The 21183-nt window shown below is 49.1% G+C and carries 21 protein-coding genes; 14 read left to right on the top strand and 7 right to left on the bottom strand.

Translation table 11 applies throughout. From position 1 onward, the window contains the following. Nucleotides 1-3: 3 nt before the first annotated feature. Nucleotides 4-720 carry a transferase gene (locus ACO0LC_RS13085; protein ID WP_423003699.1) on the bottom strand — a complete coding sequence of 239 codons (717 nt, stop codon included), beginning with the start codon at nt 718-720 and terminating at the stop codon, nt 4-6. Nucleotides 721-1014: 294 nt separating this feature from the next. Between ACO0LC_RS13085 and ACO0LC_RS13080 the strand changes: the two genes are divergently transcribed. The 9 genes from ACO0LC_RS13080 to ACO0LC_RS13040 all read left to right on the top strand — a co-directional run bounded on the left by ACO0LC_RS13080 (nt 1015) and on the right by ACO0LC_RS13040 (nt 9425). Next, nucleotides 1015-2031 (top strand): class I SAM-dependent methyltransferase, encoded by a 1017-nt coding sequence (locus tag ACO0LC_RS13080; RefSeq protein WP_423003697.1) that lies wholly within the window; start codon nt 1015-1017, stop codon nt 2029-2031. Nucleotides 2032-2044: 13 nt separating this feature from the next. Continuing rightward, complete coding sequence (locus ACO0LC_RS13075; protein WP_423003695.1) at nt 2045-3130, top strand: class I SAM-dependent methyltransferase; 1086 nt, start codon at nt 2045-2047, stop codon at nt 3128-3130. 44 nt (nt 3131-3174) lie between these two features. After that, the gene (locus ACO0LC_RS13070) at nt 3175-3402 is read left to right on the top strand and encodes an acyl carrier protein (protein WP_423003693.1); all 228 of its coding nucleotides are present in this window, start codon (nt 3175-3177) and stop codon (nt 3400-3402) included. Further along, complete coding sequence (locus ACO0LC_RS13065) at nt 3399-4151, top strand: SDR family NAD(P)-dependent oxidoreductase (RefSeq protein WP_423003691.1); 753 nt, start codon at nt 3399-3401, stop codon at nt 4149-4151. The genes ACO0LC_RS13070 and ACO0LC_RS13065 overlap by 4 nt, the downstream gene beginning before the upstream one ends. 18 nt (nt 4152-4169) lie before the next feature. Continuing rightward, nucleotides 4170-5711, top strand: coding sequence for an amino acid adenylation domain-containing protein (locus ACO0LC_RS13060; protein ID WP_423003689.1), 1542 nt, complete (start codon nt 4170-4172; stop codon nt 5709-5711). A gap of 75 nt (nt 5712-5786) precedes the next feature. Continuing rightward, nucleotides 5787-6557 (top strand): glucose-1-phosphate cytidylyltransferase, encoded by a 771-nt coding sequence (rfbF, locus tag ACO0LC_RS13055; protein ID WP_423003687.1) that lies wholly within the window; start codon nt 5787-5789, stop codon nt 6555-6557. Next, nucleotides 6551-7606, top strand: a complete 1056-nt coding sequence (gene rfbG, locus ACO0LC_RS13050) for a CDP-glucose 4,6-dehydratase (protein ID WP_423004216.1) — start codon at nt 6551-6553, stop codon at nt 7604-7606. Before rfbF ends, rfbG begins: the two co-directional genes overlap by 7 nt. A 32-nt stretch (nt 7607-7638) precedes the next feature. Next, nucleotides 7639-8202, top strand: a complete 564-nt coding sequence (locus tag ACO0LC_RS13045) for a dTDP-4-dehydrorhamnose 3,5-epimerase family protein (RefSeq protein WP_423003685.1) — start codon at nt 7639-7641, stop codon at nt 8200-8202. Next, the gene (locus ACO0LC_RS13040; protein ID WP_423003683.1) at nt 8199-9425 is read left to right on the top strand and encodes a methyltransferase domain-containing protein; all 1227 of its coding nucleotides are present in this window, start codon (nt 8199-8201) and stop codon (nt 9423-9425) included. The genes ACO0LC_RS13045 and ACO0LC_RS13040 overlap by 4 nt, the downstream gene beginning before the upstream one ends. Nucleotides 9426-9437: 12 nt before the next feature. Here the strand turns inward: ACO0LC_RS13040 and ACO0LC_RS13035 are convergent, their stop codons facing one another. Beyond that, nucleotides 9438-11099 carry a GGDEF domain-containing protein gene (locus ACO0LC_RS13035; RefSeq protein ID WP_423003681.1) on the bottom strand — a complete coding sequence of 554 codons (1662 nt, stop codon included), beginning with the start codon at nt 11097-11099 and terminating at the stop codon, nt 9438-9440. A 58-nt stretch (nt 11100-11157) separates the two neighbouring features. After that, nucleotides 11158-11805 carry a response regulator gene (locus ACO0LC_RS13030; RefSeq protein WP_423003679.1) on the bottom strand — a complete coding sequence of 216 codons (648 nt, stop codon included), beginning with the start codon at nt 11803-11805 and terminating at the stop codon, nt 11158-11160. A 156-nt stretch (nt 11806-11961) separates the two neighbouring features. Here ACO0LC_RS13030 and greB point away from each other — a divergent pair, with 156 nt between their 5' ends. Together greB and ACO0LC_RS13020 are read left to right on the top strand one after the other, a co-directional pair. Beyond that, nucleotides 11962-12510, top strand: coding sequence for a transcription elongation factor GreB (gene greB / locus ACO0LC_RS13025; protein WP_423003677.1), 549 nt, complete (start codon nt 11962-11964; stop codon nt 12508-12510). Between the two features lie 26 nt (nt 12511-12536). Next, nucleotides 12537-13889 carry a DUF3422 family protein gene (locus tag ACO0LC_RS13020; RefSeq protein WP_423003675.1) on the top strand — a complete coding sequence of 451 codons (1353 nt, stop codon included), beginning with the start codon at nt 12537-12539 and terminating at the stop codon, nt 13887-13889. Between the two features lie 49 nt (nt 13890-13938). Here the strand turns inward: ACO0LC_RS13020 and ACO0LC_RS13015 are convergent, their stop codons facing one another. The 4 genes from ACO0LC_RS13015 to ACO0LC_RS13000 all read right to left on the bottom strand — a co-directional run bounded on the left by ACO0LC_RS13015 (nt 13939) and on the right by ACO0LC_RS13000 (nt 18256). Then, nucleotides 13939-16242, bottom strand: a complete 2304-nt coding sequence (locus ACO0LC_RS13015) for a RelA/SpoT family protein (RefSeq protein WP_423003673.1) — start codon at nt 16240-16242, stop codon at nt 13939-13941. 63 nt (nt 16243-16305) lie between these two features. After that, nucleotides 16306-16509 (bottom strand): DNA-directed RNA polymerase subunit omega, encoded by a 204-nt coding sequence (rpoZ, locus tag ACO0LC_RS13010; RefSeq protein ID WP_110253221.1) that lies wholly within the window; start codon nt 16507-16509, stop codon nt 16306-16308. A gap of 45 nt (nt 16510-16554) precedes the next feature. After that, nucleotides 16555-17199: a guanylate kinase gene (gene gmk / locus ACO0LC_RS13005; RefSeq protein ID WP_423003671.1), complete on the bottom strand. Its 645-nt coding sequence runs from the start codon at nt 17197-17199 to the stop codon at nt 16555-16557. Nucleotides 17200-17338: 139 nt separating this feature from the next. Further along, nucleotides 17339-18256: a YicC/YloC family endoribonuclease gene (locus ACO0LC_RS13000; protein WP_423003669.1), complete on the bottom strand. Its 918-nt coding sequence runs from the start codon at nt 18254-18256 to the stop codon at nt 17339-17341. A 127-nt stretch (nt 18257-18383) separates the two neighbouring features. On the opposite strand from ACO0LC_RS13000, the gene ACO0LC_RS12995 reads away from it, so the two are divergent. The 3 genes from ACO0LC_RS12995 to rph all read left to right on the top strand — a co-directional run bounded on the left by ACO0LC_RS12995 (nt 18384) and on the right by rph (nt 21167). Next, the gene (locus tag ACO0LC_RS12995; protein WP_423003667.1) at nt 18384-19397 is read left to right on the top strand and encodes a serine/threonine protein kinase; all 1014 of its coding nucleotides are present in this window, start codon (nt 18384-18386) and stop codon (nt 19395-19397) included. A 91-nt stretch (nt 19398-19488) separates the two neighbouring features. Continuing rightward, nucleotides 19489-20424, top strand: a complete 936-nt coding sequence (locus ACO0LC_RS12990) for a PP2C family protein-serine/threonine phosphatase (RefSeq protein ID WP_110253225.1) — start codon at nt 19489-19491, stop codon at nt 20422-20424. Nucleotides 20425-20429: 5 nt separating this feature from the next. Then, nucleotides 20430-21167 carry a ribonuclease PH gene (rph, locus tag ACO0LC_RS12985; protein WP_423003664.1) on the top strand — a complete coding sequence of 246 codons (738 nt, stop codon included), beginning with the start codon at nt 20430-20432 and terminating at the stop codon, nt 21165-21167. Nucleotides 21168-21183 lie beyond the last annotated feature (16 nt).

Below are 21183 nucleotides of genomic sequence, written 5' to 3'. Positions count from 1 at the left end.
CCATTAGTCCTTTTTTTGCCCACTGCCCATGGCCGGCAAAGAAGTCATCCTGAGGAAAGTAGGGCTGTCCAGCCTGAATTTTTCTGTCCCTGCGGCGATGAATACACTTTTGTCTGCGGTGTTTTTTAATATCAGGCTTGCTCCACCCAGCAGGTTATCGGTACCAACCGTGATTTCACCTCCCAAAGTTGCATTCAGGCCGACGAAGCTGCGCTCTCCCAGTGTTGTGCTGCCACCTATGGTGACACCGGCGGCAATCCAGCAATCGTCCTTGATGGTGGAGTGATGACCGATGAGCGAATTGTTCCAGATAAAGACATTATTGCCTATGCTGGCACCAGGCTGTATGCCTACACCGTCAAGGATGACGCAATTTTCACCTATATCCAGCCAGTGTCCATGGTCTGCTTTTGGGCTGACGTAACTGACCAGTTGATAACCACGAGCCTTGGCTTCATTGCATTTTTTCAGACGGCTAGCATTCAGATTTTGATAGCCCATGGCGATAATCAAGTCTACCGATTCAGGTGGATATGTTTGTTCCAGGTCTTCAAATGCGATGACAGGCAAGCCTTGATGTGTGCCCTCGTCTATAGTCGCCTGGTCCAGCCACTGCCTGTCGCAAGTAAATGCCAGGACCTGGAAGCTCTGATCACGCACTATATGTTGATAGACAACATCAGAAATTTTGCCTAAACCAAAAATTACTATGGGTTTCATGTTTTTCATGTGAGGGCCTGCTTGTCTTCAGGTCGATTTCGAGAGATTTTCTCACTATACTGTATAAGCTTTTTATTATCTTTTGATTGCATACAAGAATGATTTGAAAACGCGCTATTTTCTGCTCAGGTTGGCTATTTCCCTCAAAATCGTTGTTATAAAACATCTGGAGGGGCTTGCAGTGCTTCATTATGAGAAATAAGTGGCTCTTCCCCTTGAATTCGGGGCTAAGAAATTGCTTAAATGCACATACACTATGGCATAAGCCTATTTAACACTACACCTGGAGCGAACATGCGTTTTGGCGAAGAGAATTTCTATGTAGATCCCATCACACTGGAACCCCTGGTTTTGTCAAATGAAGTTAAGGACGAGGCTGGAATAGTGTCGGGCACACTGAGCAGCGCTTCAGGCAATCGCTTTGATATCGTCAATGGTGTTCCCAATTTTGTTTACCCCTTTGAATTGCCTGTGGCAGATCAAAAAGCCTTGCAGCAATATGAAGACAGGGCAGATGCTTACGACCGCTTTTTGCCTTTGACTTTCAGTACCTATGGTGAGGACGAACAAGTTGTACGTAATGCCATGGTCGACAAGCTCAATCTCACTCCTGGCAGCATCGTGCTGGAAACCGGCGCAGGTACGGGGCGTGATTCTGAGATCATCGCCAAAAGGCTGGGGCCAGATGGTAAATTGTATATCCAGGACTTGTCACCCTCATTCTTGAACAAAAACCTGGAGCGCATGCATGGCGTGGATAGCCATGTCGAACCTGCGCTCGCCAATGGTTATTATCTGCCGTTTGCCGATAACAGCTTTGATGCCTGTTTCCATTTTGGCGGCATCAATGCATTTGGTGACATTAAGCGGGCTTTTTCTGAAATGGCAAGGGTCACCAAACCGGGTGGCAAGGTGGTGGTGGGTGATGAGAGCATGCCCCCATGGCTTAGGGAAACCGAGTTTGGCAAGATATTGATGAACTCAAACCCCGAATTTGTCTACACACTACCGTTGGACAAGTTACCGGTCGAAGCGCGCAAAACCCGCTTGGAATGGATCATAGGCGGGGTATTTTATTTGATCGACTTTGTCGTGGGAGAAGGCGAGCCAGGTGCTGACCTTGATTTCGACATCCCCGGCGCACGTGGCGGCACCCACAGGACCCGTCTCTATGGACAGCTAGAAGGTGTCAGTCCCGAAGCAAAGCGTATGGCCTACGAGGCGCGCGCAAAAACCGGCAAAAGCATGCATCAATGGCTGGACGAGGTGGTACGCGAAGCAGCCAGGCGTGACATCGGCCAGAAAGACTGAACGGACTCCGGCCATGGACAATGCTAAACAAGGCGATGTGACCCTTATATTCCCGGCAGTAGACCAGTCGGCACTGGATTATCTGACAGCAGCGCAGCACCGTGCAGAAAGCACCCTATGCGCAGCATCAGTAAAAAGTGATCTGCTGGCCAGCAATGGTGCCGAGGTATTACATTTGCCCTCGATTTACGCTGAGGACTTTAGTCATCACTTCCTGAATTTGCTGCAAGCTTATCCCGTGCGGCGATTGTACAGCCCGGTGTCCAGTGTCTATGACTTCATGCAGCGGTTTATCAATACGCATCAACTGCAAATAGAAATGGTAGGGCAGTCACCAATACGGCAGCAAGTGCAGCAGCACCGGCAGTTGATGGCACGCGCCACGCGCTTATTGGCCTTTATCGAATTGTGTGCAGCTGGAAACCAGGCTTTATCTTTAATTGAAGTGGCTGGCGTATTGCGACAGGTGAGCTTGATTTATGGCGAATCCAATGACGACAAGCTCGCTGCACTGATGGGGATAGCCTCTACCGTTGTGCCAGGAGACGTTATAGAGATAGGTTCCTTGATAGGCCGTTCTGCTTTTGTCTTGTCTTATTTGGCAATGAAATACAATATAGGCCCACTCTTGACTGTGGACCCCTGGGGGCGGGAGCAGGCTATACAAACCGACTCGACTACCTCATTCCAGGCACTGGTAGATGACTGGGATTTCAAGGTCTTGAGTGAGGGCTTCTATGTCAATATGGTGCCATTCAACCGAGGGCAGCATGCGCATTTGCAATTGCCATCGGTCGCCGCGTTTACAGAATATACAAACAAAAGAGTTTTTTCATCGCCATCGAGTGAGACTGTTAATTTTTCAGGAGAAATTTCACTGATACATATAGACGGTAACCATGATTTTGCGAGAGTAAAAGAAGATTGTACACACTGGCTTACTTTACTAAAACCTGGTGCGTGGCTGATACTTGATGATTACATCTGGTCACATGGTGATGGTCCGTATCGTATTGGCAACCAGTTATTGCTGGATAGGGCAAAGGACATTGCTTTGTCTTTCGTTTGTGGCAAGGCCTTATTTGTACAATTTAATTAATACCTTCCGTGGTATTAAATTTCGTAGCAAAAGTAAAAATAGATATGACGATAGAAAAAATATTCTCTGAAGTTTTCGGCTTGCCAGAATCCAGCATTATCGATACCTTGATCTTGACAGAGATAGGCAGTTGGGACTCTCTGGCGCACATGATTTTGATCACTCGCCTTGAAGACACTTACCAGATCCAGTTTAGCGGTGATCAGATCGCCGATATGAAGTCAGTTGGTGATGCACGTAAAGCCCTGCTGGTGCAAGGTGCCAGCATATGAAGATCAACGGCATCAATGTCCTGATCACCGGCGGCGGACGCGGCATAGGCCGGCATCTGGTAGAACAGCTTGATGATGCAGGCGCCAGTTTGTTTGTGCTTGAATATGATGAGCATTTTTGTCAGGAATTGAATCAGCTTGCATCTGGCCGTGTGCGCGCCGTGCAATGTGATGTGGCAAATCCCGATGCCGTGGATATCGCCATACAGACAGTGGCAGATGCGGGCTTTGATATTGATGTACTCATCAATAACGCTGGCATTATTCATAACGAGCCTCTGGTCAATATGTTGTCCAGGACCGAACGGGCGCATTCACGTGATAATTGGCGTAAAGTCATGGCGACAGATCTTGATTCTGTATTTTTTGTGACGAGTCGTGTCGTCGATCACATGCTGGCCAAGCGGAAAAAAGGCGTGGTGATTTCTATCAGCTCTATTGCCGCCAATGGTAACGCCGGTCAATCCGCCTACTCTGCCGCCAAAGCAGGGGTCAATGCGTTGACGCATACCTGGGCCAAGGAGTTGGGGCCGCTGGGTTTGCGTTTTGTCGCCATTGCTCCCGGATTTATCGATACACCTTCAACCCGCGCCGCATTAAGCGAGGCCATGCTGACGAAACTGCAACAACAAGTACCTTTGCGACGCCTTGGGGGTATGCAAGCTGTTTCTCAAGCGGTCCACTATGCAATAGAAAACGATTACCTGACAGGCAGCATACTTGAAGTAGATGGCGGCCTGGTGCTTTAATTTGTCCTTGCTTGGCATATGACTTATATCTCGAATCTGGCTCTGGCTTTTAATGAAATAGCCTGTCGTTTTGCGGACAGGCGCGCCTTGTATTATCCCGCCACGAACGATTCCATCACTTATCGCAGTTTGAGCGACAAGGTGGAGCGGTTGGCGCGCGCACTTCATGCACAAGGCTTGCGGCAAGGGCAGGTAGTAGCCTTGTTCAATGACAAGTCAGCAGATGCATTTGCCTGCATGCTTGCTTGCTTGCGCCTGGGTTTGATCTATACCAATCTTGATCCCACCAGCCCCTGGGAACGTTTGCGCAAGATACTGCATACCTGTCAGCCAGCATTGCTGGTCAATAGCTTTCCGGATTTAGCTTTCAATGATCAGCAATTTGAAGAAGCAAAAGTCCGGTGTTTGAGGCTTGATGAATTGCTTATTCCTGTCGAGGATATTGAGCTGCCGGACTGCAGGGCGGTGTCTGGCAGCTCACCTGCCTACATCATGTTCACCTCAGGTTCTACCGGCTCACCCAAGGGTGCGGTGATGTCTCATGCCAATCTGCTGTGGTTCATACAGTGGGCGCGGGACAGGTTTAGTGTGACTGAGCACGATGTGTTGACCAATGTGAATCCCAGCTATTTTGATAATTCTGTTTTCGATTTTTATACAGCATTGTTTTCTGGCGCAACTTTGCTGCCATTTACGGTGAAGCAAGTGCATGATACCCGTGCACTGGTAGGTTTGCTCAATCAGTCTGCTTGTACTATCTGGTTTTCCGTGCCATCCATGCTGGTGTATTTGCTGACGACGCGTGCTTTAAGTAAAACTGATTTGCCCAATATACGAAAAATCATTTTCGGTGGAGAGGGTTTCCCTAAACCCAAGCTGAAGCAATTGTTTGATCTGTTTGCAGACCGGGCTGATCTGGAAAATGTGTATGGCCCGACTGAATGTACCTGCATCTGTTCTGCTTATCATGTTCAGGCTCAAGATTTCGATGATATGAGTAGTCTCGCCCCGCTCGGCAAGCTGGCACAAAATTTTAATTATGAGATCCTGGCACTGGATGAGATAAATCCAGATAAAGGCGAATTGTTCTTGCGCGGGCCTCAGGTCGGCTTGGCTTATTACAATGATGTCCAGCGCAGCGCGCTGGCCTTCGTGCAAAATCCTTTGCATACACGCTATACAGATGTGGGCTACCGTACCGGTGACATTGTTATGCGCGATGCAGAAGCTAATTTGCATTTCCAGGGCAGGGCAGATTTCCAGATCAAGCATATGGGATATCGCATAGAGCTCGAAGAGATCGAAGCTGCAATCAATACTCTGGGAGAAGTGACTGAGTGTGCAGTGATTTACAAAAAATTTGATAACGGCCTGGGGCAGATCATTGCCTATGCTGCTACCAATGTAGTGAGCCAGTCAGCGGACCTGCTTTCCAGAGTTGCCGCTATTGTGCCTGCCTACATGGTGCCCAGGCATTTGTTTTTTCTGGATGTATTGCCCAAAAATGCGAATGGCAAAATTGACAGGGTAAAGTTGACTGAAATTGACCTCAAAAATTGAGATTCTTGCGTCCTTACGGGGTCTGGAGCAGACCTGTCGTAAAATGTCGGAAATTTATAGTAAGGAGCAATACGCATGAAAGCGGTAATTCTGGCTGGTGGACTGGGAACGCGGATTTCTGAAGAAACCCATCTCAAGCCCAAGCCCATGATAGAAATAGGCGGGCGTCCCATACTCTGGCATATCATGAAGTCATATTCAGCTCACGGCGTGAATGATTTCGTGATTTGTTGTGGTTATAAGGGATATCTGATTAAAGAGTATTTCGCCAACTATTTTCTGCACATGTCAGATGTGACCATAGACATGCAAAAGAACCACATGGAAGTCCATGAGCGCCATGCTGAGCCATGGAAAGTCACTCTGGTTGATACAGGTGAAGAGACCATGACGGGCGGACGACTCAAAAGAGTGGCACCTTACATACAGGACGAGGAGGCCTTTTGTTTCACCTATGGCGATGGCGTGTCAGACCTCGATATTACGGCATCGATCAATTTTCACCGCAGCCATGGCAAGCTTGCTACGGTGACGGCAGTTTTGCCGCCAGCGCGCTATGGCGTATTGCAGCGCAATGGCGACGAAGTCCTGGGTTTCATAGAAAAACCCAGGGGTGATGGCGGCTGGATCAATGGTGGATTCTTTGTTTTGTCGCCCAAGGTGCTGGATCTTATTGAACACGATGGCATCAGTTGGGAACAAGGGCCCTTGGCTGGATTGGCAAGCGGCCAGCAATTAATGGCATTTGAACATGCCGGATTCTGGCAGCCCATGGATACTTTGCGTGAGAAAAACCTGCTCGAAGAATTGTGGCAGTCAGGAAGTGCACCTTGGCGAAAATGGTAAGCCGTATGCAACTGGATACAGAATTTTGGCGCGGACGCAGAGTATTGCTGACAGGGCATACTGGTTTTAAAGGCGCGTGGTTAGCCTACTTGCTCAACAATCTTGGCGCGGAGCTAACAGGCTTATCCCTGGCACCAAATACTGCCCCCAGCTTGTTTACAGCTTTAAAGCTGGAGCAGGGCATGCGCAGCCACATTGGCGACATCAGGGATGCTGCATTGGTCAAACAGGTCGTGCAAGATTGTCAGCCTGAGGTGGTTTTGCATCTTGCTGCTCAAGCCCTGGTCAGACCCAGTTATCGCGAGCCACTGGCAACTTTCGCGACCAATATCATGGGTAGCGCTCATGTACTGGAAGCCTTGCGCGGTCAGACTAGTGCCAAGGTTGCAGTGATGGTGACGACGGATAAGGTTTACCGCAATCTTGAGCAAATACATCCCTATCCTGAAACTGCAGAATTGGGTGGACATGACCCCTATAGCGCCAGCAAGGCTGCTTCGGAATTATTGATTGCCAGCTATCGTGATTCATTTTTGGCAGAGCAGGGATTGACGGTGGCTGTTGCCCGCGCAGGTAACGTGATTGGCGGTGGTGACTGGTCTGAAGACAGGTTGCTGCCAGACGCAATACGCGCGTGGGAAAACGGCCAGCCTTTACAGGTACGCCGACCACAATCGGTACGTCCCTGGCAGCATGTGCTGGAGCCCCTGGCTGCTTACTTGTCATTGGCTCAGGCTGGGTATCAAAATTCCAGCCTGGCACAGGCCTGGAATTTTGGCCCTGATGGGGCAGCAACAGTGCGTGAAGTGGTGGAGTTAGCCAGGCATGAGTTTGGCTGTGGAGATGTCGATTTCGCAGTCAATGTAACAGGCGTGCACGAGGCTGGCTTATTGTCACTTGATGCCAGCAAGGCAAGAGAGCAATTATCCATAGCGCCACGCTGGGATTTATCTGTAGCGGTATCGCGCAGTGTGCGCTGGTATGCAGATTTTCTGGCGGGTGTCCCGGCACAAGAACTGTGTCAGCGTGATATTGATGCTTACTTTTGACGCTGCCATGAAGAAAATTTCTATGGAGTGCCATGTCTGAACGCTTTGAATTAATAGTTACGCCACTCGCAGGTTTGCACATCTTGAAACGCAAACCTCTGGGTGATGAGCGCGGCTATCTGGAACGCATGTTTTGCGCTGATGAGCTGGCGCAATTCGGATGGCAGCGGCCTGTCAGCCAAATCAATCATACCTTGACAGTTAAAAAGGGCACAGTGCGTGGTTTGCATATGCAGCGCCCGCCGTATGCCGAGATGAAGTTGATTACTTGCCTCAAAGGTGAGGTCTGGGATGTGGCTGTCGATGTCAGAAAAGACTCACCGACTTTCCTGCAATGGCATGCCGTCATCTTGTCGGCAGAAAATAAATGTAGTTACTTGCTGCCTGAAGGTTTTGCACATGGATTTCAAACCCTCAGCGATGAGGTGGAAATGATGTATTGCCACAGCCAGCGCTATATGCCAGCACATGAGCTGGGCTTGAATATATTGGATGAAAAATTGAGAATCAATCTGCCTTTGGCAATATCTGAAATATCCGGGAAAGATCGTGCCTTCCCCATGCTTGACAACGAATTTAGTGGAGTAAGCGTATGAAATGCCGGCATTGTGAACATGAGCTGACAAAACCATTTCTCGATCTGGGTAGCGCTCCGCCCTCAAATGCATATTTGCGCGCTGACACCCTGGAAAACCCGGAAGTCTGGCTACCTTTGAAGCTGATGGTTTGTGATACATGCTGGCTGGCCCAGACTCTGGATTTTACTGGTCGGGAAAATCTGTTTGACGCAGACTATGCTTACTTCAGTTCTTGTTCCGCGAGCTGGTTGAAGCATGCAGAACAGTTCGTTACGACGATGCGACAAGAATTGGCTTTGAACGAAAATAGTCTAGTGATAGAGATTGCTGCCAATGATGGATATCTATTGCAGTACGTGAAGACTGCAGGCATTCCTTGTCTGGGGATAGAGCCGACTACCAGTACCGCCAATGCTGCACGTGACAAGGGTATTCCTGTTATAGAAAAGTTTTTTGGTACTGAACTTGCTCAAGAGTTAAGGGCAAATCAGCAGTCTGCAGACCTCACGGTAGCCAATAATGTGCTGGCGCATGTACCAGACATCAATGACTTCGTTGCTGGCTTTGCTGCCTTGCTTAAACCCCAGGGGGTGGCGAGTTTTGAATTTCCGCATTTGCTGAACATGGTGCAGGAAAATCAGTTCGATACGGCCTATCACGAGCATTATTCTTACCTGTCTTTGCATGCAGTGCAGGCAATTTTCGAAAAAAATGGTTTACAGGTTTTTGATGTACAGGAATGGCCTACCCATGGTGGTAGCTTGCGTGTACTTGCGCAGCGTAGCGATACAGGACAGCGCAAGCAAGGCGATAGCGTTGCAACCATGCTGGAGAAGGAACGCGCTGCAGGAATCGTAGATGTGACTTTTTATCAAAAAGCGCAAAAACAGGCGGAAAAAGCCAAGTTTGAACTGCTGGAGTTCTTATTGAACTGCAAGAAAGAGGGCAAGAAGGTAGCGGCCTATGGTGCTGCTGCAAAGGGTAATACTTTGCTCAATTTTTCTGGTGTCAGGCCTGACCTCTTATCCTATGTTGTCGATATCAATGTGCATAAACAGGGCAAATACTTGCCAGGCAGCCGCATACCGATTTTGACTGAAGTGGAACTGACTGCTGACAAGCCGGATTATGTCCTGATCTTGCCGTGGAATTTACGCCAGGAAATCGAGGGTCAGTTAAGCTATATCCGTGCATGGGGCGGCAAGTTTGTCACTGCCATTCCCACGCTGAGCATTTTCTAGGCAGTATTTGATTTAACTGGCCTTGATAACCCGGTTTTTTCCTGATTGCTTGGCTTCATACATGGCTTTATCCGCGCGTTTGATGGTGGCATCCTGAGGTTCGCGCGGATTGCGCAAGGCAACACCGGCACTGAAGGTGATAAACAGCCTTTGCTCGTTTGCAGTAAAGAAATGCTTGGTTAATTCTCTCTGCACCCGCATCATGGCCTGGGCCGCTTCATCAAGTTGCGTCTCTGGCATGATGATGACAAATTCTTCACCGCCATAGCGGGCTACAACGTCGATGGACCTCAGGGTTTGCTTGACGATGCGCACCAGATGCACCAGGGCTTCATCACCCGCTGCATGACCATGAGTGTCATTGAGTTTCTTGAAATTATCCAGATCCAGCAGGGCGACACACAGCGGGGTGTTGCGGCGGTCGGCACGGTCGGCTTCGCGCTCGAATACATCGTCCATGCCGCGGCGGTTCAGGCTGCCGGTAAGCTGGTCTTCCCTGACCAGTTCGCTCATATGGGCGAGTTTGTTTTCCAGTTCCTTGATGCGTGCTTCTGCTTCGCTGACTTCTTTTTGTGCGGCGACTATCATGTCGCGTGAACGCAAGGTTTCGGACTGTACTTCCTTGGTTTCGCTGAGGATGCTGGCGATCAGTGCACTGACTTCAGATACATTCTTGGCAGAACTCAGTTGCTGAGAGTAAGCCCCCATCTTGTTCTGATAAGCACCCGTGCTATCGGCCATGGCATTCAGCCTGTCGATAAACGCTGTCATCATGTTTTTGACAGAAGTTTTCGACTCGGCAATGCTGTTTTTTAGCACGCCTTGCTTGTAGATGACATCCTTCAGGCTGCGCGTAGCTTCTTGCAATGCGCGGTGATCGATAGGGCCTGCGATCAGATTTTGTACGACTTCGATTTGACCACGAAGCCAGTTATCATTGTCCAGCAAGTCATGGATATTGGTCAGCAGCAGATCAAACAAGCGCAATAACAATTCCTGTTGCTCTGCACTATCACCGCTTTGCAATTCAATTTGAAAGCATAATTGCTTGAGACGACCAGCAATTTGATTGAGTTCACCTTCATTGACTGCGGTTTTCACAGACATGCCCAGACTCTCGGATTCACCCGCAAGCTGCGGCGTTGGCTTCAGTAAAGAGGTGAGGGCGAGTGTCAGGGTACGATAGAGCAAATCCTTGAGTATGCGCAGGCGCGGGTCTTCAACCGGACCATCGTCTACCAGGGAGATATTCTTGCTGGGGGCAGGCGCAGGGAGCGGGTCATCCACCAGACTGATATTGTTGCTGGATGTGCTTGGTGGCGCTGTAATGCGCTCGGCTAATTGCACCAGGCCCCGACCATAATCCTGCCAGTTACTTGTCTTGATCGCCCGGCTGAAGCGCTGGCCATATGTTGCCATTTCACCCGTCGAGATTTGCAGGCTGTTGGCAAAATTGGCCAGCAAAATTTCTGCTTCCGAGATTTCAGGAGCTGCTTCTGCTTGAGGTTCTGGCGGAGTGTCTGGTGGCGTATCTGGTACGCCAGCAATGTCGTTGTAAAGTTTGCGATAAGCTTCTGGCGTTGGCGCAATTCTCTGTATCGCCAATTGTCTGAATGTCTCACGCGCAATGTCGGTAGGGCTTTTGAATTGCGTATTATTTGGAGTTTTTGACATTTTTCTTTGCCAATGATCTTGCTAACAAGAGTGTTGCTGGCGACATTGAAGTTATCGTTTAATCTACAAGCTGATTTTTGATAGCGTAATGCGTTAATTCAGCATTGTGCCGCAATTTCATCTTCAATAGAATTCTGGAGCGGTATTCGCTGATGGTTTTTACAGAAAGTGACAATTCTTTGGCAATATCACTGACAGACTTACCAGATGCAATCAGGGTCATGGTTTGGAACTCGCGATCGGACAAGGTTTTGTGCAGTGCATCTTCATGTTCCTGATTCAGGTTATTGGCCAATTCTTGCGCCAATTGCGTGCTGATGTATTTCAAGCCGCGCGCAACCTGGCGGATGGCGTCCAGTATTTGTGTGCTGTTGCATTGCTTGTTCAAAAAACCGGATGCGCCTGCCTTCAGGGCTCTCACTGCATATTGGTCTTCCCTGTGTATGGAAAACATCAGTACAGCAATGGCGGGTTTCTCAGACTTGATTTGTTTTAGTACTTCAATGCCATTTTTGTCAGGTAGGGCAATATCCAATAATATGACTTGAAAATCGAGTTGACGGCTGACGCGTATTGCTTCCAGACCCGATTCTGCCTCTGCAATAACGGCGATATCTGTTGTGGTTGAGATAATACTTTTTATCCCCTCCCTCACCACGGCATGATCATCGACGATAAGTACATTGATTGCTGCTTTTTCTGTCATGCAAAATCCATTTCTAGTTCGGGCAACTTATCAATACCATCCAGAGATAGATCGAATGGTAATGACAAGTAAGGTATTCGTCTATTTTATAAGCTAAGTGTAGACTTTCGGTGCCACAAAGAAAATTATTTTGATCAAGTCCGCTACAATGCTTATATGAGCAAAGCATTTATCAAAGAAGCAGATCCTGACGACGACGAAGAGTTCGGGGCGCCAGCTATTCCTGCAGGTGTAAAAAACTACATGACGCCAGAAGGGCATATGCGCATGAAGGATGAGTTTTTACATCTCATGGATGTTGAGCGGCCTGAAGTTGTCAATATCGTGCACTGGGCTGCATCCAATGGTGACCGTTCAGAGAATGGCGACTATATCTACGGCAAGCGCCGTTTGCGTGAGATAGACAGGCGCATACGCTTTTTGACCAAGCGCCTGGATATTGCTGAGGTATTTGACCCGCGCATACACCATGGGTCGGACCAGATTTATTTTGGTGCAACCGTCACCTATGAAAACCAACATGGCGAAATGCATACGGTGACTATCGTTGGTGTTGATGAATTTGATCCCCTGCAAGGCAAGATCAGCTGGATTTCCCCGGTGGCCAGAGCACTTATCAAGGCCAGGGTTGACGATACAGTGACATTGCGTACACCTGGCGGGATAGAGGAGTTGACCGTACTTGAGGTTGACTATCCTGCATAAGATTTCTAATGCTCCTGTGATGCCCCATGTCTATTGCTTACTCCAAACTCAATCACCCCTTACGCATACCACTCGCTGCTGAAGTTCATTCCCGGCCTTCATTGCGGTTGCATGCCCCGGAAACACTGACCCATCTGGCGATTTTTGCCAGAAATGATGCTCACCTGGGGGGCGATAACTTGTTTACCCAGCAAGTGATACTTGGTGATTTTTGCCGTCATTTCGCGGTAGCCAGCCCGTCCGGCGATGCCAAGTATTTTTTCCACGATTTTGGGCGTTTTCGCCTTAAATGGGAATGCCATACAGAGTTTGCCACTTATACTTTCGTCGAGAATGCGGCAGAGCAAACAGAAACTGCTCCGCAAGAGCTGGAGTTGGCGCAAGTATTTGCGCACGCGCCTTTGCGACATTTACCTCAACAATGGTTGTTTGAGTTGCAAGAAAAAGTCATGGTGGCGACTCATGTGGCGCTGATTCCTGCCAGCCAGGAATTTAACCCTCCTTCATCTATAAAACAGATATTTGATGGTGGGGTGGTGGTGGGCAGCGAGGTCCTCAGCCGTGGCGAAGTATGGACAGATTTTTTGATACAGGCGGATGGCTTCAGCCGTTTTGTCGTCAAGGATAATGGTTTCCTGGATCAACAGGCAGGCCGGACGGTACAGCGTCTGCTGGAAATTGAAACCTACAGGATGATGGCCTTGCTGGGTCTGCCGCATGCACAAGGTGCTTCTTCGGTCTTGAATGACATAGAAAGTGAGTTGGTAACACTGACAGCGGCCATGACCGTGTCAGGGAATGTGCAAGCTGAAACTAGTTCTGCTGATGCTGAGCAAAGTGTGTTGCACCAGATTATTGATCTGGCTGCCCGTACAGAAAAACTGGCTCTGGAAAACAGCTATCGTTTTGCTGCTTCCAAGGCGTATTTCAAATTGGTGCAGTCACGCATTGCAGAATTGCGTGAATTCAGAGTAGAGGGCGTACCCACCATAGGTGAGTTTATGGACAGGCGCCTGGCACCTGCAATGAACACTTGTGAAGCTATCGTGCGTCGCCAGGAAACGCTGGCTGAACGTATTGCCCACACCAATGATTTGCTGCGCACCAGGGTGGGAATAGTCCAGGAGCAGCAAAATCGCAAGATACTGCACAGCATGAACGCTCGTGCTGCCCAGCAGCTACGCTTGCAGCAGGCAGTAGAGGGCTTGTCTGTCGTGGCGATCAGTTATTACATGACAGGTCTGGTCTATTATGCGGGCAAGGGGCTTAAGGCTGCAGGCTTGCCGGTCAATCCAGATTTGTTGGCTGGCTTATTGTTGCCAGTGATTGCCGGTGTAGTGTGGTGGGGTTTGCGTAAATTGCACAAGACCATGCATTAGCTGTACAAGAAGAACGCGGTTGGACAGACCTTATTTTTTGACTGGTCTTTTAACCGTGTTCCCTGACTATGCGCGTAACACCCGTCAAGTGCTTAATGTTGCGCATGATTTTCGCAAGGTGGGTGCGGTCTTCTATCTGTATGGTGAAGTGTATATTGGTCATGTCATTCGCATCGCCATCTTCCATATTGACATGGCTGATGTTTGCATCTGACTCACCAATTTCGGCAGCAATGCGGGCTAGGGCGCCACGTTCATTGGTGACAGTGACGGCAATACGGCAATCGAAGCGGCGGTTCAGGTCTTCACCCCAATTCACATCAATCCAGCGGTCAGGTTCCTTGATGTGCAGGCGCTTGGCGTGCTCGCAATCGTCAGTATGTACCACCAGGCCCTGGTCGCGCTTGAGTTGACCGACAATGCCATCACCAGGGATGGGCAGGCAGCAGGGAGCCAGTTGCACCGACAAGCCTTCGCTGCCATAAATGATGACAGGATCTCGCTTGTTATTGATTTTGTCGCCGAATTGCTGGAAAGGGATGGATGGCGAATCATCTTCTACCAGATCCAGGATATGCCTTGCCACCAGTGCCGCCATGCGTTTGCCTATGCCGATGTCGGTATGAATTTCATCGAGGGACTTGGCGCTGGATTCATTGAGCAACTTATCGATCAGGCTATCTGGCAAATCTGGATTCAAATTCACGGACACCAAAGCCTGGGCCAGCAATTGTTTGCCCAGTTCTGTCGACTCATTCAGATTGATGGTACGCAGGTAGTGGCGTATGGCGGATCTGGCTTTGCCGGTACGTACGTAGGTCAGCCAGTTTGGAGTAGGGCGCGAATTGGGCGAGGTGATGATCTCGACGATATCACCATTCTTCAGTTCGGAGCGTAATGGTACCGGTTCATGATTGATGCGGGTGGCAATTGCCTGGTCGCCAATATCAGTATGGATGGTGTAAGCAAAGTCCAAAGCTGTTGCTCCGCGTGGCAGGGCAATAATTTTGGATTTTGGTGTGAAGACATAGACAGAGTCAGGGAATAGGTCAATTTTGACATGTTCCAGGAATTCGGCAGAATCGCCAGTCTGCTTCTGTATGTCCAATAAAGACTGTAGCCAGGCATGCGTGCGCTGTTGCAAGTCAGTCAGACTGCCTTCTTCATTTTTGTACAGCCAATGTGCAGCCACGCCCGATTCTGCCACATGATGCATGTCGCGCGTGCGTATCTGGAATTCTACCGGAGTACCGTAAGGACCTATCAGTGTGGTATGCAGGGATTGATAGCCATTGGTCTTGGGTATGGCAATATAGTCCTTGAACTTGCCTGGCATGGGCTTGTACAAGGCATGTAGGCTACCCAGAGCATAGTAACTGTCACGAAAATCACTGACCACGATACGGAAACCATACACATCCAGTACCTGGGAAAAACTCAGGTTCTTGTCATGCATTTTGCGGTAAATGCCGTACAGGGTTTTTTCACGGCCATATACTTCGGCCTTCAGGCCTGCTTCGATCAGCGCAGTTTTAACCGCATCCATGATCTTGTTGACGACTTCGCGTCGATTGCCACGTGCTGCCTTGACTGCTTTTGACAGTGTGCGGTAACGCATGGGGTAAAGATGCGAAAATGCCAGATCCTGCAATTCACGATAGATATTATTCAAACCCAGTCTATGCGCGATAGGCACATACACATCCATGGTTTCACGTGAGATGCGGCGTTTTTTTTCCGCGGACATGAAGCCCAGGGTGCGCATATTGTGCAAACGATCTGCCAGCTTGACCAGGATGACGCGCACATCTCTCGCCATGGCGAGCAGCATCTTGCGGAAGTTTTCTGCCTGCGCTTCTATCTGACTCTGGAATTCTATCTTTTCCAGCTTGGATAAACCATCTACCAGGGTGGCGACAGGTGCCCCAAAACGTTCTATCAACTCATCTTTTTTGACATCCTGATCTTCCATGACGTCATGCAAAAGGGCAGCCATGATGGCCTGCACATCGAGTTTCCATTCTGCGCAGATTTCTGCCACCGCAATGGGATGAGATATATAGGGTTCGCCAGATTTTCGTACCTGGCCCAGATGCATTTCATCCGAGAAGCGATAGGCTTCCTTGACCAGTTTCAATTCACTGGCTGACATATAGTCGCTAATGCGATTGGTTAAGTCAGTAATGGAAGCAACGCCAGTATTCGTCGAAGATGCACGAATGCTGTCTATTTCATCCAGCGGGGAAGAGTGTTTATTGATGGTGTTGGCTGGGCTGCGCATGACAGCCAGCGCGACTGAAGCTGAATCGGCCGGTTTGCTTTCCAGGGATGAATGACTATCATTGAGGTTCATTCTGTGATTCCCGGCCGGATAAAGGCTTTGTGAAGGAGCGGCTAAGAATGCAGGTGCTGCGGTTTACACCGGCACTTTTTTCAGCATTTCTATGCCAACTTTGCCTTCAGCAATTTCACGCAGCGCGATGACTGTAGGCTTGTCCTTGGAGTCAACCTTGGGTGTGTGGCCTTGCAACAATTGACGTGCACGATAAGTGGCACACAATGTCAGCTGAAAGCGGTTAGGGATTTGTTTCAATGCATCTTCAATGGTAATACGTGCCATGTTTTTTCCTCAATACGAACTAGATAACTAAATTGGGTTTGCGAATTAATTCGCGTTGGCGTGAATGCCAAGCTGGGTAAACAGCTCGTAGTGGCGTGTTGCCTGTTGTGCAAATCGGCAGCGTGTTGCCCTCACGATTGCATTCAATTCTGACAAGGCTGTCGCAAAGTCTTGATTAATAATAACATATTCGAACTCTGGGGAGTGCGCCATTTCACCACCAGCAGCCAAAATGCGCTTGGTGATAACATGCGGTTCATCCTGGCCACGCTTCTTCAGACGCTCTTCAAGTGCCGGAATGGAGGGGGGCAAGATGAATATGCCAACCGCGCCAGGGAACTGTTTCCTGACTTGTTGCGCGCCTTGCCAATCTATCTCCAGCAAGACATCGGTGCCTGAGCGCATCTGATCTTCAATAATGATGCGTGAAGTACCATAGTAATTACCATGTACTTCTGCCGACTCCAGGAATTCACCCTGAGCCTTGCGTGCCAAAAAATCTTCCGGTGTCGTGAAATGATATTCACGACCATTTAACTCACCCGGGCGTGGTGGGCGAGTGGTGTACGAAATTGACAATTTTATGGCAGGTTCTTGCGCCAGCAAGGCGTTGACCAGTGTGGACTTGCCAGCACCAGAGGGGGCGGCCACCACAAACAGACTACCTGCAGTCGAATTATTGGTTTGCATAAGTATCCTCCGGTGTGGTTATTGAGTTCAACTACAAGACTGCATGGGCGGCTTTGATTTTTGATTATCTATAGCGCGCACCTGCTCTTGTTATCTTTCCCAAGAAAAAGAGTGCGCGAGTATAAGCAAATGCGCCTGTTTATTCAAGGTTTTGTACTTGTTCGCGCATTTGTTCTATAAAAAGTTTCAATTCCATGGATGCATCAGACAATTCTTTAGAGGCGGCTTTAGATCCCAAAGTATTTGCTTCACGATTTAATTCTTGCATCATGAAGTCCAACCTCTTGCCTACCTGGCCACCTTTTTTCAGTATATGCCTGGTTTCTGTCAGATGTGCCGACAGGCGTGCCAGTTCTTCAGCCACGTCCACGCGTATGCCGTACATGGTCACTTCCTGGCGTATGCGGTCTAGGGCTTCTTCGCGGGTGATGGTTTGACCAGCATTGCTACCGCTGGATTGCAAAGCTAGTCCCAGTGCCTCTTCCAGTCTGGTCGTAGCCTTTTGCTGGAATTGCTGGACGATTTGCGGCATCAGTGGGGTAATGCGGGTGACGATTTCCTCCATGGCAGCGATGCGGCTCAGCAGCACTTGTTCCAGCGCGGCACCTTCACGTTCACGGCTGACAACAAATGCTTCCAGCGTCTTATTGATGGTGTCATTGATAGCGGTTTGCAAGAATTCTGCATTGATTTCGCTTTCTTCTATGACGCCTGGCCAACGCAGGATTTCACTTGTGCTCAAAGCTGCTGCATCAGGGAATTGCTGTTTGATGTTTGCCTGGAAGCTGGAAAGCTGCTCAAGTAAGCTGACATTGAGACTCTTGTTGTGTGTTTCTGTCAGTTTTTTACCAAAACTAAAGCGGCACTCCACTTTGCCACGTGCCAGCTTGCGTGTGATGGCTTCGCGAAATTGCGACTCAACCGAACGAAACTCGTCATTAATGCGAAATTGCAGGTCCAAAAAGCGAGAATTGACGCTTTTGATCTCAATAGTGATGGTGCCAGCATCGGTTTCATTGGTGCTGGTGGCATAACCTGTCATGCTAAAAATGCTCAAGGTATTTCCTTAAAAAGGCGTGAACTGTGGATTAGATTGGCAAAATTGCGCATTGGACACTAGGATATTCTTTACAAATACCGCAATAATCAACACAATCCGTTTTGTATAGTGAATTGGACGATTGATGGCCGCACAAAATAACGCACCTCTGCCAGATGGACTGGAAATTGCCGGATACCGCATTGTAAAGAAAATTGCGTCCGGTGGCTTTAGTATTGTATATCTGGCTTCTGATGAAGATGGCAACGCAGTTGCAATTAAAGAATATTTACCCAGTTCCCTGGCTTTGCGCCAACAGGGTGAGCTGGTTCCGGCTATTTCCAATGAAAATCTGCCGATTTACCGCATAGGTTTGAAATGTTTCTTTGAAGAGGGACGGGCACTGGCACGTATCTCTCACCCCAATGTGGTCAGTGTTATCAATTTCTTCAGAGCCAACGAGACTGTCTACATGGTCATGGCCTACGAATCTGGCCGCTCACTGCAAGAACACATACTGCGCCGCCGCGACAAAGGTGAGAAACCATTAGTGTCTGAGCGCTTCATACGCCGCATGTTTAACCAGGTCATGAATGGTTTGCGTGAGGTACATACCAATAAGCTGCTGCATTTGGACTTAAAGCCTGCCAATATCTACCTGCGGTTGGACGGCACACCTATTTTGCTGGACTTTGGTGCTGCCCGCCAAACCCTGAAAACCGACATCCCCAAGCTCTACCCAATGTATACTCCGGGTTTTGCCGCGCCAGAGTTGTACCAAAAGAATGGTAATCTGGGGCCTTGGACGGATATTTATAGTATTGGTGCTTCTATCTTCGCCTGTATGGTGGGTGCGCCGCCGCAGCCATCCGATCAACGTAAGACCAGTGACAAGATGGAAGGCCATTATCGCAAGCTGGAAGGTTTGTACTCATCTGAACTGATAGAAGTGGTGCGCTGGTGCCTGCAACTTGACCCGCTGGAGCGGCCACAAAGTGTATTTGCCCTGCAAAAAGCCCTGGCTATTCAGGCGCAACCGCAGCGCGAATTGACTTTCATGGAAAAAATGACCTTGAAGTTCAAGACTTTCATTGGTAGTGGCAAGAGAAAGAAAGTTGAAAGCGATCATACGACGATACAGGAAAGTACCCTGAATTGAATGCCGCTTCTGGCCAAAACCCGGGATAAGTGACTATGCTTTATCATTGGTTTTGTTTCTATTAATAGTTATTATAAGTTTTTAAAATCTCATGCGTTTTTCCGTTTATCAAGAAAGTCATATTGGTGGCCGCAAGGTTAACCAGGATCGAATGGGGTATAGCTTTACCCGCGATTCGATTTTGCTTTTGCTGGCGGACGGCATGGGTGGTCATATCATGGGCGAGATGGCCGCGGCCATTGCCATGCAAACCATAGGTAACCTGTTCCAGCAGCAAGCTCACCCCATGATAGGGCGGCCTGAGCGCTTTATGGAAGACAGCTTCCTGGCTGCTCACCAAGAGATACATCGTTACCGCGCCATCAATAATTTGCCAGAAACCCCGCGCACCACCATCGTCGCCTGTCTGATACAAAATGGCTATGCCTATTGGGCACACTGTGGTGATTCACGTTTGTACTGGATGCGCCAAGGGCAGATTTTGCTGCGCACCAAGGATCACTCCCGTCTCGAAACATTGATTGCTCAAGGCAAGGTTGATCCGGCAGAAAGACATACCCATCCTGACCGCAATAAACTGTTTAATTGCCTGGGTGCACCCAATGCGCCTATCGTTGAATTGTCGCGCCGTGCCGTTTTGCAGCCAGGTGATTTGCTGTTGCTGTGTTCAGATGGTTTATGGTCAGTCTTGCCCGATCATATGCTGGCCCAGCGCCTGCACGACCATACCATCGTCCGCGCTGTACCTGAGTTGATACGCTCGGCAGTCGATATCGCCGGCAAACAAAGCGATAATGTCACTGCCCTGGCCATGATGTGGGAAGGTGATGATCGCATGGACAACTCCACCATCATCTCTACCAATACTTTGCCCATAGGCTCGGTCACCACCACCATACAGGCACCTGTCGATGCTGAAATGGAAGTGACTGATGGCGATGTCTTCAACGACGCAGAAATTGAAAAAGCCATAGCAGAAATTCGCAACGCGATCCACAAATCATCACGCATCACCTCCAAGAACTAAATATCATGTCAAACTCTTTTCGCCCTAGCGGGCGTGCACCGGATGCATTGCGTCCGGTGGTTATCAGCCGTCATTTCACCAAACATGCAGAAGGTTCGGTCCTCATTGAATTTGGCGACACCCGTGTTATCTGTACTGCCAGCATAGAAGACAAAGTCCCCGGCTTTTTAAAGGGTAAAGGGCAGGGCTGGATGACAGCTGAATATGGCATGCTGCCACGCTCCACCCACAGCCGCATGGACAGGGAAGCAGCCAAGGGCAAGCAATCTGGCCGTACCCAGGAAATCCAGCGCCTGATAGGCCGTTCCCTGCGTTCTGCCTTTGACCTCGACGCTTTTGGCGAGCGTACCCTGCATATTGATTGCGACGTCATTCAGGCTGATGGCGGCACACGTACTGCATCCATCACTGGTGCCATGGTTGCGGCTTATGATGCGTTTTCCAAACTGGTAGAACGTGAACTCATCCCTCGTGTACCACTGAAGCATTTTGTGGCGGCAATCTCGGTTGGTGTGTATCAATCCCATCCTGTGCTGGATCTTGATTATCCTGAAGATTCGCAATGCGATACAGACATGAATGTTGTCATGACAGAGCACGGTCATTTTGTGGAAGTACAAGGCACTGCTGAAGGTGAGGCATTTGATCGCATGACCATGAACACATTGCTGAATCTGGCACATGACGGCATCGCGGATTTGATCGCCTTGCAAAAAGAAGTCTTGGGTTTGCAAGTAGGCTGATTGGAAGCATGAATAT

It is taken from the genome of Undibacterium sp. JH2W, assembly GCF_049340425.1.
Taxonomy (GTDB): Bacteria; Pseudomonadota; Gammaproteobacteria; order Burkholderiales; family Burkholderiaceae_D; genus Undibacterium.
The sequence above is the reverse complement of the archived record's forward strand: the minus strand, read 5'-3'. Positions and strand labels throughout refer to the sequence as shown.